The following is a 12,429-nucleotide window of genomic DNA, read 5'->3' as shown; positions in this document are numbered from 1 at the left end:
GCTTTTTTATCCAGAGGCAGTTATGTCGCAACGGCAGAATAAGCCGGAAATATTGCATACCGAAGTTGTCGCGAGAAGCCGATTATTTCAAATTGAGCAAGTGCATCTTAAGTTCTCCAATGGTGTAGAGCGCCAATATGAGCGCATGAAAGGCGGTAGTCGTGGCGCTGTGATGATAGTGCCTATTCATCAAGGGAAAATGCTACTGGCACGCGAATATGCTGCAGGAACTGATAATTACGAACTCGGTTTCCCAAAAGGTTTGATCGATCCCGGTGAGACAGCAATAGAAGCTGCTAATCGTGAATTACAGGAAGAAATTGGCTTTGGAGCGAATAAGCTCACCTTACTGAAAGAACTCAGCCTAGCTCCGGGTTATTTCTCTAGTAAGATGCAAATTTTTCTTGCAGAAGATCTGTATGAGAGTCGCCTTGAAGGTGATGAGCCCGAGCCAATTGATGTGGTGCCTTGGGCGCTCGCCGATTGGGAAGCCTTGCTCGATGATGTCGATTTTTCTGAATCCCGTAGTGTGAGTGCGTTGTTTTTGGCGCAAAAATATTTATACCTAAACATCCAGAAGATGCAGGGTTTAAAGGGCATTTAACGCACTGAAACTCGTATATTCAGGTAGCTTGGGTATATAACTTAAATAATCTTTTTCCTTTTAAGCGTTCAGAGTTTGCACGCTTGCAAAACATTCGCTCAGCAGGCGATTGGAGTTGTTATGAAGCCAGAAGAGTTGATCGACGAAGTTATTGCGATTGCGACCGATGCAGGGATAACTATCCGTGATATTTATCTCAAAGGTAATTTTGAGCGAGAAATGAAGTCTGACAATACCCCTGTCACTTCCGCAGATTTAGCGGCGAACAAGATCATTTGTGACCGATTAACCGCCTTAACGCCTGATATTCCTGTGTTATCTGAAGAAGCCGCTGACATTCCGTTGAGTGTGCGTGAATCTTGGAAGCGCTATTGGTTGGTGGATCCGCTCGATGGTACGGGGGAGTTTATCGCCGGCAGTGGTGATTTTTCAGTCATTATTGCGCTGGTGGAACACAATCGTCCCGTGATGGGTGTAGTTTATGTGCCGATGACGCAAGTGTGTTATTACGCTATTGCTGGTTTAGGGGCGTACAAGCGCACGGATAAACAAGAAGTGCGTATTAGCAGTCGCCAAATTGAGCACCGTGAAAAGGTATCCCTAAGATTAGCCGTAAGTCGCCGTCAGGACCCTCAATCTGTGTTGACCCTATTCAACCATCCCAAACACTGCGAGTTAGTCGTGATGGGGGGGGCAGCGTTGAAGAGCTGTCTTGTCGCCGAAGGTCGTGCTGATTGTTATGTACGAGTCGGACCAACGGGTGAGTGGGACACGGGAGCTGCGCAAATTATCGTCGAGGAAGCGGGTGGACAGCTGATGGATACTGAGCTGCAACCGTTAACCTACAATGAGCGCGAGAGCTTAGAAAACCCTAACTTCATCGTAGTTGGCGCACCCAACTTAGAGTGGGATAAGATTTTAATAGGTGAATGATTTTCAAATGCAGTCTATACGTCCGGTATTAAAGTCAGAGTTATTCGCAGTTTATCAGCTCGAACAGGCCATTTTTGGTGAGCACAGCTATCCCGATTTTTTCTTCCGTCAGGGATTTGATTGTTGGCCAGAGCAATTTTTAGTGGCCGTGGATGCAGATAATCAGCTACAAGGCTATTTGCTCAGTGCCCAGAGTAGCGATCCTAGCTGCATGTGGATATTATCTGTCGCAGTGAGTGAAAATGCTCGCGGGAAGGGATTCGGCAAGCGTTTGATGCAACAATGTTTAGCCGAGTTGCCCGTGTCAGTTGAGCGGGTGTGTTTAACCGTTGATCCGAGTAACCCTGCCCATGGCTTATATCAGCATTTAGGTTTCATTGATTCAACTTTTGAGGCCGATTATTTTGGCGATGGCGCAGATAGGGTTGTGATGACTTATCGCAGGCCTTAAATCGCGCGCTTATCTTTGAACCAAAGATTATCCCCAAATAAAAATCACCTTTGAATTAAGAATGATTTTTAAATCAAAATAATGGACGGTGTGCTGACTGAGCGCGCCGTTTTTTATGCTCTTTTAGGTGATGTCATCCCACGGATCCAGTTCGGCTTGCTGAGGGAGTCTAATTCGAGTGCCTATCTTTATCCATCATCTTCAATAATATCCTTCATTATTTACCCTCTTCTGTACGTAAAACAAACTTATTTTGAACGTTGTTTTTTATTTTGACTACTGTTAGTCTCTTGCTATTCAACGGGGGATGAGACCTATGGCCAGACGAAAAGAACACAGCCATGATGAAATTCGCGCGATGGCAATACAAGCGGCAACTGAGTTACTGATAGATCAAGGTGCCATAGGGCTCAGCTTACGCAAAGTGGCCAGCCAAATTGGTTATGTCCCTAGTACCTTGATCAATATTTTCGGCAGCTACAACTATTTATTACTGGCGGTTTCTGAGTCAACGCTTAGGACTTTGCACGATCGATTGACGGGTGTTCGTGCGGCCGACAGTTTAGGTAAAATTATTGCAATGGCTTGGGAGTATAGTCAATTCGCCCATGAGCAGCGCCAAGCTTTTAAGCTGGTTTTTGAGCTGCAATTACTCGATTCTGAACCCTTGCCCGAATCGCAAGGGCAATTGATTGCGGGGTTATTTACTCTGATTGAGCGTGAATTGGCGCAACTATTTCCCGAGGTTACGCAGGCGCAGCATCTCAGTATGAGTCGGGTATTATGGGGTGGAATTCATGGGCTGACCTCTCTGTCACTCGATAATAAGCTCTTCGCTGAGTCATTATCACTGCAGGATTTACTCGAGAGTCACGTACAAGCTTATTTACAAGGAATGGGTTACCAGAAGGAACTATCATGCTGCTAACAAAACGTTTTTTACCCTATTTTGCGACTCAGTGCTTAGGCGCATTAAATGACAACATCTATAAAAATGTGTTGCTGTTATTAGTGACTTTTAGCCAAGTGAAAGACCTACCCATAAGCGTCGATATGTTTGTGAACTTGGCGGCTGGGGTGTTTATTTTGCCATTTTTCCTCTTTTCGGCCCATGCGGGTGTTGTCGCCGATAATATGGATAAGGCTAAACTCATTCGCCGATTGAAACTACTCGAAGTCATCATCATGTTTAGCGCCGCGATTGCGATTCTGAGTGAGAGCTACATGATGATGTTATTACTGTTATTTTTAACGGGTAGCCAGTCAGCATACTTCGGTCCGGTTAAATATTCCTTGTTACCCCAAGCGTTGAAAGAGGACGAGTTAGTCACAGGCAACGCTTGGGTTGAGATGGGCACTTTTCTCTCGATTCTGGTGGGCACTTTGAGTGCGGGGATCTTGGTTTCTGATGAAAACGGTACGCTTTGGTCGGCGATTACTGTTGCTGTATTAGCCTTTGCAGGATATTTATCGAGCCGAGCGATTCCTGCATTACCCCCGCAGGGCGTCATCGAAAAAATACGTTTCAGGCCGTTATCGGGCACTTGGCGTAGCATCAAAAAAGCCCGTCAAACGCCTTCAATCTGGATGGCTATCCTCGCTATCAGTTGGTTTTGGTTTTTAGGCGCGACCTATCTGACTCAGTTTCCTAACTTTGCTAAGCTGCATTTGCATTCTGGTGCGACTGTGGTGTCATTATTATTAGGCATGTTTTCCATCGGGATTGCTGTTGGCTCCTTCGTTTGTGAACGTTTCTCCTACGGCCATGTGGAACTCGGTTTACTGCCATTTGGGGTATTGGGATTAACTATCTTTGGTGTCGATTTGCTTTGGGCTATTCCACCTGCGCCAGTGGATGCTGGTTTTGTCTATGGATTAAAGGTCTTTATTGGCGAGTCCCAACATTATCGCGTGATGCTAGATTTCTTTATGATTGGCGTTAGCGGCGGTTTGTTCATCGTCCCCCTGTATGCGTTTATTCAATCTCGTTCGCCTAAGGGTGAATGTGCTCAGGCGATTGCCGCCAATAACATTATGAACTCATTGTTTATGGTGGTTTCGGCACTGTTATCTATGCTGTTGCTGGGCGTTGCAGGTTGGACTATTCCACAGTTATTCCTGTTGCTTGCCGTGATGAATGCTGTCGTCGCGCTCTATGTTTATTCACAAGTACCAGAATTTACACAACGATTTATCAGTTACTTACTTAGCCATGTTATGTATCGAGTGACAGTCACAGGCCGAGAGAAAATTCCAAAGGAAGGGGCTGGCATCATAGTCTGTAACCATGTGAGTTATGTGGATGCATTGATTATTATGGGAGCGTCGACACGGCCAATCCGCTTTGTGATGGATAAATCCATCAGCGAAATTCCTCTATTGAAGTATTTGTTCCGCCATGCAGGTGTGATCCCTATCTGTTCGCCTAAGCAAAGTGAAGAGACCTATAACCGTGCCTTCGAGGCGATTCATGACGCGCTCGCCAATGACGAGTTGGTATGTATTTTCCCTGAGGGTCGGCTCACACCTGACGGTGAACTTGGCGATTTTCGTCCTGGAATTGATAAGATTTTGGCCAGAGATCCAGTGCCAGTCATTCCTATGGCGCTGCACGGATTATGGGGATCTTACTTTAGCCACAAGGGCGGACATGCCTTGGCTAAAATGCCCAAGCGTTTTTGGTCAAGGGTGTCGGTGGATTTAACGGATGCCGTTGATGGTAAGCTTGCGAATAAGGAATCTTTGAGAGTCCAAGTGGCGAGCCTGCTGGGCAAGTCTTAAATTCGTTAAGGCATGAAATAAAGTGAAGTGATAACCGCGGATCTAATGTTCGCGGTTATCTCATTTATGCGTGGGCAATTTATCGAGTTTGATAACTATCCAACCATTCGTGCATCGCTTGATGTGAGCCTTTAAAAAGAACACGTTCGGACTTTTTCTGTAATTGGTATTGATACATAGGATCGTAATACTTGTGCAATAACAGGTTTATCCAGACTAAATGCTGCGAAGTGTCATTCTGGTTAATTTGCTGATCGAGGGCTTGTTGCATCAAATCTTGCAGTTCTTGATGTTGTTTTCCGCCTAGACGTTTGCGAATGCTCACTAAACTCTGTAATAGATATTCACTGAAAGCCGCAAAACCTGCTTCCGGCCCTAGGCGCTCACAGAAGCCGCTATACATTTTATGCACATATTCATAGCGTAAGCGTTCGAGCCTCGCATCATCCGACTCTTCTAGCACTAAAACATTAGCGGCTTGCATGGCATTGTAAAATGTCTGCGGCAGCGCCGAACGCCCAATCAGGAAGCTTTCATCTTCGAGCAGTAAACACGCCGCGCCACTTGTTTGGTGCTGTAGCAAGGTAATGGCGAGTTGATTTTCAAAGTTAATCTGCGTTGGCTGTGGGTCGATATTCTTTCCAAAACTAGAGCCTCTGTGATTAGCTATTCCTTCAAGATCAACCGCTTCTTTACGGTGTAGTAGAAAATCGGTTTTACCGCAGCCCGTCATCCCGCTCAAACTCAATAACGGCTGTTGAGTCGGTGCCGCTTCAATCACGCCAATCAGATATTGGCGCATGGCCTTATAGCCACCCTGAATATAAGGGACTTCTACACCGGCTTCTTTAAGCCATTGTTGCGTGAGTTGCGAGCGTAAGCCGCCGCGAAAGCAATAAAGGTAGGCGTTGGGGTTGGCTTTCACATAGCTAGCCCAAGCCTCGATTCTCTGTTGCTTGATGGGACCATTCACCAGTGAATGACCTAATTCAATCGCGGCTTGCTGACCAAATTGCTTATAACAAGTACCGACTTTTTCCCTTTCACTATCTAGCATCAAGGGCAAGTTGGTCGAGTTGGGAAACGCGCCCCGAGTGAACTCTATGGGCGCTCGCACATCCATCATCGGATGTTGATTGAGAAAGATCTCCCTATATTGCTCTGCGGCTACAATAGCGGTTGGCATCAGCACAACACCACATTCGCTGCAGTGGTCGGTGTTTCCAGTGACCCAATGCAGATTGGGGTTATGTGGTTCGCATCGAGTAGGGCAATTAATTCCGCTTCAGCTGCGGGCGAGACGGCAACTAACAGGCCACCGCTGGTTTGCGGATCGCACAGAATCGCTTTTTGATGCTCGCTGAGCTCGGGGAGATGCTCGCCATAACTATCGTAATTACGGTGAGTTCCGCCAGGAACACAACCTAAGGCCAAATAATCTAAGGCGCGTGGTAACAATGGCACTGCATCAAATTTAAGCTTCGCAGTGAGGTTGGCGCCTTGGCACATTTCGAGTAAGTGTCCCGCCAGTCCAAAACCTGTGACATCGGTCAGGGCATTTACACCGCTAATTTTTGCAATGGTCGCGCCTATAGTATTGAGTTGGCACATGGCATTTACCGCAATGAGACTATCTTCATCGCGGAGTTTTTTCTGTTTTTGCGCTGTGGTTAAAATACCAATGCCGATAGGTTTAGTGAGATATAAACGATCGCCGGCTTTAGCGGTATCATTCTGTTTTAAATCACTTAAGGCAATTTGCCCGGTAACCGCGAGACCAAAAATAGGTTCGGGTGCGTCTATGCTATGACCACCGGCTAGCATGATCCCCGCTTCCATGCAGGCTTGTCTGCCGCCATCGACCACTTGCTGTGCGATTTCTGCGGGTAGTTTATTGATTGGCCAACCTAAAATTGCAATCGCCATAATAGGCGTGCCGCCCATGGCATAAATATCGCTGATCGCATTGGTCGCTGCGATACGACCGAAGGTGAATGGATCGTCAACAATTGGCATAAAAAAATCGGTAGTGCTAATGATGCCTATGTCATCATTGAGTTTGTACACTGCAGCATCGTCGCGGCTCTGATTGCCAACCAGCAAATTTGGATCGGTAAATACAGGTAATTGCGAGGCTAAGATAGTGCTGAGCACTTTAGGGGATATTTTGCAGCCACAACCTGCGCCATGACTATATTCTGTTAGCTTGATTGATTCTGGGAGTGTAACTGGGGAATCTGACATGATCTCAACAGCCTATTTAAGTGATTAAGGCATCATCATAATCAGATACGGCCACCATGCAAGGTGGCCGTATGACTTTCGGGCAGAATTGTGGCTTAGCTATAAGTTGCGGTCAGGCTGCGCCAATGTTTTTGCTGGACTAAGAAACGCGCCTTTAGCTCTTCAACTTGTTGCAATAGTTGCTGATCGACAAGTTGTTTACGCTTGGCCTCAAGCAAGGTTTTCTGTGCTTGATAGTAATCCATTAAGTGTAGCTTTAATAACTCATACTCTGCTTGGATTTTTTCAATAATTTCATCGGCATTAGGCAGGTTATTAACCTTCCGCTTGGTACGTAATAACTGCATCTGTAAGCGTGCGCTCTCGATACGTTCCTGTGGACTCGTACGCAAATCCTTAGCTAATCCCAACCAAGATAATGACTTAATCAACCATTTGGTTGGATCGTAGTGCCACCATTTAATGCCATTACGATAATCATTTTCGAAAATATGATGGAAATTATGATAACCCTCACCGTAGGTCAACATGGCCAAGAAGCCATTATCGCGGGCGGTATTCTTATCGGTATAAGGCTGACTGCCCCACACGTGGGCTAAAGAGTTGATAAAGAAAGTGCAGTGATGCACCACCACTAAACGCAGTAAACCCGCCATCAATAACATCGACAGCACGTCACCATTGAGCCAACCAAGCAGTGCAGGCAGCCCAATGTTCATTAGCAACACGAGTGCGAGGTAATGTTTGTGTTGCCACATGACAATACGGTCATTTTGCAGATCACGCACATTTTGATAATCGTGATAGCGTTGCGACTGATACTCACGCAGCATCCAACCGATATGGCTGTACCAGAATCCCATTTTGGCTGAGTACGGGTCCTTGTCGTTATCATCTACGTGCTTATGGTGAACTCTGTGATCAGATGCCCAGTGCAATGCACTGTTTTGTAATGCTAAAGCACCACCAAGGGCATATATAAAACGCACTGCCGGATGGGCTTTATAGGCCTTGTGTGACCAGAGTCTGTGATAACCAGCGGTGATCGACAAACCACTGGCAAAGGCTAAAACAATAAAAGCGATCCATTCACTGGCACCATAGCCATGAATAATACCGCGCCATGGAACTAAAATTACCGCACTGAGGAAAGTGATGGCAAACAGACTGACATTAAGCCAGATGATAGGGGGTTTTTTCATTATAGGTTTCCAAAATTCGCTTTTGAGCGTACATCTGTAAGCTAATTTAGCTTAGCTATATTGTTTGGTCAAGGACGATGGGGCTGTGTTTAATGCCTAAAAGCGGTATTATCGCGTTATTACATTCAGTTAGCGGATTTAAGAATGGGTATTCGAGCACAGCAAAAAGAGAAAACTCGTCGAGCTTTAGTCGATGCGGCCTTTAATCAGCTAAGTGCTGAGCGCAGTTTCTCAAGTCTGAGTTTGCGAGAGGTTGCTCGGGAAGCTAATATCGCGCCGACATCTTTTTATCGCCATTTTAAAGATATGAACGAACTTGGTCTTACTATGGTGGATGAGGGCGGGTTAACCCTAAGGCAGATGATGCGTAAAGGCCGTCAGCGAGCTGAAGTGGGTGGCAGTGTGATCCGTATTTCCGTTGATACCTTTATGGAAGTGCTTGATTCGAATCCAAACGTATTCCGTATTTTATTGCATGAACGCTCTGGAACCTCGGCAGCATTCCGTGCGGCAGTTGCCCGCGAAATTGAACATTTTATTTCTGAATTGGCTCATTATACCGAAGCCAAAGCGGGGCGAACCCCCTTGCTAGCCCGTGCACAGGCTGAAGCTTTAGTGACTCTGGTGTTTAATGCTGGCGCTTCAGCATTAGATATGAAACGGGCTGACCGTAAAATTCTTGCCGATCAATTAGTCATGCAATTGCGCATGGTCGCCAAAGGCGCCGAGGCTTTGCAGCATAAGGTTGAACACCGCTAATCTGAGTGAGATGCAGATTCACTAAAATAATGGAGCCTAAGGCTCCATTATTTTTTTAGCGAATTTACGTTTAAGTGTTCTGCAGTCGAGCTCAGTGTATCTGAAGTGATTAACGACGCTCGAGTAGTACACCTGTTTCCATGTGATCTGTGTAAGGGAACTGATCAAACAAGGCAAAGCGGGTCACTTTATGGGTTTCGTTCAGTTGTTGCAGGTTATCTTTTAAGGTTTCTGGGTTGCAGGAAATATACAAAATCCGCTCATAACCTTGGACTAACGCCAGCGTATCAGGATCAATCCCCGCGCGTGGTGGGTCGACAAAAATGGTGTTGCAAACATAGCTGTCAAGATCGATACCTTCTAAACGTCTAAAGCTGCGTTTCTTCGCCATGGCATCGCTAAAGTCTTCGGCTGACATACGAATAATCTGCAGATTATCAATACCATTCACTTCGATATTGTATTGCGCCGCATCGACTGAAGGCTTAGCGAGTTCGGTTGCCAATACGCGATTAAAGTTTTGCGCCAGTGCGATAGAAAAGTTGCCATTACCACAGTAGAGCTCGAGTAAGTCTCCCTTACTGTTTTGAGTCGCATCGATAGCCCACTCCAACATTTTTACGGAAACTTTGGCATTCGGTTGAGTAAAGCTGTTCTCGATTTGCTTATATAAGAAGGTTTTATCATTTACTTGTAATGACTCAACCACAAAGTCTTTATCTAAATCGATTTTTTGCTTACGGGCACGGCCGATGATGTTGACGTTAAACTGGCTACTTAACTTGGCTTTCAATGCAGTCGCATCGGCGCGCCATTGGTCATCAAGCTGCCTGTGATAAAGCAAAGACACTAAGATCTCGCCGCTTAAAGTCGACAAAAAATCCACTTGGAACAATTTGTGCCTTAGACTCGGATTCGGTTTCAGCTCGGCGATTAAGGCCGACATCATTTGATTGATGAGCACGCTGGCTGGCAAGTATTGATCGCAACGTACTTTCTCATTCAATACTTTATCGAACATGTAATAGTATAAGTCGTCACCATCATGCCACATGCGGAATTCGGCGCGCATACGGTAGTTAGCTGGCTCTGAGGCAAAAACTTCAACACTCGGTGTTTCAAATTGGGCAAAGGCTTGTTCTAGCTTGATACGCTTGTGTTCTAACTGCGCATCATAAGTCTGAGGGTCCATTGCTGCTAAGTTCATTGTTTGATTCACCGTTGCTGTAAATTGGGGCGCAAATATTATACTAGGTGACACGAATGTCCAGTATCTTGCTTTTGCGGTTTTCGCAAAGCTATGGGAAAATCCGCGCACTTGAATGTGGTTCTATGGTATTTGGCTGGATTCCGCCAGTAAAGCAGCCATCGAATCGTTAATGCGTCCAATCTGTATAGTTTATTTATATATCCGAAACTGGAGATTCGCTTGTCGCGACCTATATTAGTGTTTGATTCTGGGATTGGTGGTCTATCTGTACTGGCTGAAATCCGCAAGAGTTTGCCCCATAGCGACTATTGCTATCTTTTCGACAATGCTAGGTTGCCCTATGGAGAGTTGGAAGAGCAGGTATTAATTTCTGGCTGTGTCGAATTAGTATGCGATCTAGTGGCTCGTACCAATGCAATGATAGTGGTCGTTGCCTGCAATACTGCAAGTACTGTTGTATTACCGGCATTACGTGCACATCTTACTGTCCCTGTCGTAGGTGTTGTCCCCGCCATTAAACCCGCCGCTCTAATGTCTAAGAGCAAACGTATTGGACTCTTGGCTACACCTGGCACAGTTAAGCGTCATTATACCCATGAACTTATCAGCCAATTTGCTGATGATTGCCATGTCGAACTCTTTGGTTGTTCTGAATTAGTGATGATGGCAGAACAAAAAGTGGCGACTGGAATGTTGGATATGCATAGATTGGCACAGTTACTCGCACCAGTCGTTGCCGCACAATTGGATGTTCTCGTACTAGGTTGCACTCATTTCCCTATGATCAAAGCTGAATTACAACAAGTTCTCGGTGCGGGCGTAAAACTAATGGATTCTGGCGCTGCTATTGCTAAGCGAGTCGTGACTCTTTTAACGCAACAGAATCTTATTGTGGAAGAGCACAGAGTAACAGATGAGAGAGAAGCTGTAAGGGAGTCAGTTATGCAAGCTTTCTATACTAAGGTGGGAATCAGCGAAGGGTTAACAACAACATTAATTGATTGTGGCTTTTCAACTATCGAACGAATCACCACAACCAACTAAATTACAAAATAAAGCAAAACAGTTTAAGCGGTAATGCTACTCGTCTGTCCCTGTACGGTCGGCAGCTTCCGAATCTTGTGTTTTTGCTTCTCTTACTTTTAAGGTTCTTTCTTGGAAACTATAGTCATTCAGTTTAACCATGGCTTTCTGAGCGCCTGATTCTGACATTTCCACAAAACCAAAACCTTTACGACGACCCGTCTTACGATCTCTGACTAAACGCACAGAGTTTACTGGACCAAATTCGCCAAATAATACTTTTACTTCACCCTCATGAACACGATAAGGCAGGTTACCTACATATAAGGTCATAGTAGGGCCAACATATTGTTCTTCTGAAGCATGAGATGATGAAGTCTCTGGAACAAATTTAAAAACAAGACTTGCAATGATAGCGCCAGCGACAAAAGCAATAGCTGATAATGGCGTTGCGAACTGAGATAGTGCTACTGCGCCAATAATGGCGACAATCAAGACAATAAGAAATGACTTTTGCATAAGAATGCTCTCTGATGAATGGGAAATTGATAAATAACTGTTAACAGCAAGTATATGGTAATGAATTATTTACTTTTACACTAGACCATTGCTGAAATATTGAGCGTGAATTATCAATTATTAGATAAAAAACCTTACTTATCTCCGATAAATAGAGCTTATAAGCTAAAAAATGGTCATAACGTTTAAAATATCGACGTGCGATTCAATGATCGATAAAAAGCCCTTGCGGACTTTCTCAATCTCCCTATAATGCGCATCCACTGACACGGCAGACAGCGTAACGCAAGTTAAGCAAAGAAAGCCATGCAGTTCATCGGTTAGCAAGCTAAACGATGAGTGTTGAGAAAGTTGAAAAAACTACTTGACGCACTAACGGGAATGCGTAGAATACGCAGCCCTGACCCGCTGAAAACTCAGTGTGTGGTCAACGCTCTTTAACAATTTATCAAGCAAATCTGTGTGGACACTCACAGGTGTTGAGTTAATCGAAACTGCTTAACCTTCGGGTTGGCAGTCAAAAATTTAAATCAATGTAACAATGAGTGTTCATAGCAATATGTACAGTTTGTTTCTTTAGTTAGAAACAAAAAATCAGAATTCATTGAGCCGCTGAAGTCGCAAGACGGAAGCAACAAAACTTTAATTGAAGAGTTTGATCATGGCTCAGATTGAACGCTGGCGGCAGGCCTAACACATGCAA

Annotated in this window: 12 protein-coding genes; 7 read left to right on the top strand and 5 right to left on the bottom strand. The window is 45.0% G+C overall.

The window, feature by feature from the left end:
• Positions 1 to 22: 22 nt before the first annotated feature.
• The 5 genes from nudE to L5L94_RS16060 all read left to right on the top strand — a co-directional run bounded on the left by nudE (position 23) and on the right by L5L94_RS16060 (position 4,769).
• The gene (nudE, locus tag L5L94_RS16080; protein ID WP_131525220.1) at positions 23 to 604 is read left to right on the top strand and encodes an ADP compounds hydrolase NudE; all 582 of its coding nucleotides are present in this window, start codon (positions 23 to 25) and stop codon (positions 602 to 604) included.
• Positions 605 to 724: 120 nt separating this feature from the next.
• The gene (gene cysQ / locus L5L94_RS16075) at positions 725 to 1,537 is read left to right on the top strand and encodes a 3'(2'),5'-bisphosphate nucleotidase CysQ (RefSeq protein ID WP_011848162.1); all 813 of its coding nucleotides are present in this window, start codon (positions 725 to 727) and stop codon (positions 1,535 to 1,537) included.
• Between the two features lie 7 nt (positions 1,538 to 1,544).
• Positions 1,545 to 1,988, top strand: a complete 444-nt coding sequence (locus L5L94_RS16070) for a GNAT family N-acetyltransferase (RefSeq protein ID WP_263164019.1) — start codon at positions 1,545 to 1,547, stop codon at positions 1,986 to 1,988.
• Between the two features lie 316 nt (positions 1,989 to 2,304).
• On the top strand, positions 2,305 to 2,916 hold the full coding sequence (locus L5L94_RS16065; protein WP_263143472.1) for a TetR/AcrR family transcriptional regulator: 612 nt from the start codon (positions 2,305 to 2,307) through the stop codon (positions 2,914 to 2,916).
• Positions 2,907 to 4,769 (top strand): MFS transporter, encoded by a 1,863-nt coding sequence (locus tag L5L94_RS16060; protein ID WP_263164016.1) that lies wholly within the window; start codon positions 2,907 to 2,909, stop codon positions 4,767 to 4,769. The genes L5L94_RS16065 and L5L94_RS16060 overlap by 10 nt, the downstream gene beginning before the upstream one ends.
• A 79-nt stretch (positions 4,770 to 4,848) precedes the next feature.
• Here the strand turns inward: L5L94_RS16060 and mnmH are convergent, their stop codons facing one another.
• The 3 genes from mnmH to L5L94_RS16045 all read right to left on the bottom strand — a co-directional run bounded on the left by mnmH (position 4,849) and on the right by L5L94_RS16045 (position 8,215).
• Complete coding sequence (gene mnmH, locus L5L94_RS16055; protein ID WP_263164014.1) at positions 4,849 to 5,955, bottom strand: tRNA 2-selenouridine(34) synthase MnmH; 1,107 nt, start codon at positions 5,953 to 5,955, stop codon at positions 4,849 to 4,851.
• On the bottom strand, positions 5,955 to 7,013 hold the full coding sequence (gene selD, locus L5L94_RS16050) for a selenide, water dikinase SelD (protein ID WP_263164012.1): 1,059 nt from the start codon (positions 7,011 to 7,013) through the stop codon (positions 5,955 to 5,957). The genes mnmH and selD overlap by 1 nt, the downstream gene beginning before the upstream one ends.
• 95 nt (positions 7,014 to 7,108) lie before the next feature.
• Positions 7,109 to 8,215, bottom strand: a complete 1,107-nt coding sequence (locus L5L94_RS16045) for an acyl-CoA desaturase (RefSeq protein ID WP_263164009.1) — start codon at positions 8,213 to 8,215, stop codon at positions 7,109 to 7,111.
• 144 nt (positions 8,216 to 8,359) lie between these two features.
• On the opposite strand from L5L94_RS16045, the gene fabR reads away from it, so the two are divergent.
• A complete protein-coding gene (gene fabR, locus L5L94_RS16040) occupies positions 8,360 to 8,974 on the top strand; it encodes an HTH-type transcriptional repressor FabR (RefSeq protein ID WP_105251021.1) in 615 nt (204 codons plus the stop codon).
• A 109-nt stretch (positions 8,975 to 9,083) separates the two neighbouring features.
• Here the strand turns inward: fabR and trmA are convergent, their stop codons facing one another.
• Positions 9,084 to 10,181: a tRNA (uridine(54)-C5)-methyltransferase TrmA gene (gene trmA / locus L5L94_RS16035; protein ID WP_263147028.1), complete on the bottom strand. Its 1,098-nt coding sequence runs from the start codon at positions 10,179 to 10,181 to the stop codon at positions 9,084 to 9,086.
• Between the two features lie 222 nt (positions 10,182 to 10,403).
• Here trmA and murI point away from each other — a divergent pair, with 222 nt between their 5' ends.
• Entirely contained in the window at positions 10,404 to 11,228 is an 825-nt protein-coding gene (gene murI / locus L5L94_RS16030) for a glutamate racemase (protein ID WP_263164006.1), read from the top strand.
• Between the two features lie 36 nt (positions 11,229 to 11,264).
• Here the strand turns inward: murI and L5L94_RS16025 are convergent, their stop codons facing one another.
• Entirely contained in the window at positions 11,265 to 11,726 is a 462-nt protein-coding gene (locus tag L5L94_RS16025; RefSeq protein WP_113941557.1) for an RNA-binding protein, read from the bottom strand.
• Between the last annotated feature and the right edge of the window lie 703 nt (positions 11,727 to 12,429).

Origin of the sequence: Shewanella sp. SM21, assembly GCF_025654335.1 — a bacterium.
GTDB classification, from domain to species: Bacteria; Pseudomonadota; Gammaproteobacteria; order Enterobacterales; family Shewanellaceae; genus Shewanella; species Shewanella oncorhynchi.
This window is presented reverse-complemented; position numbering and strand designations above follow the sequence as displayed.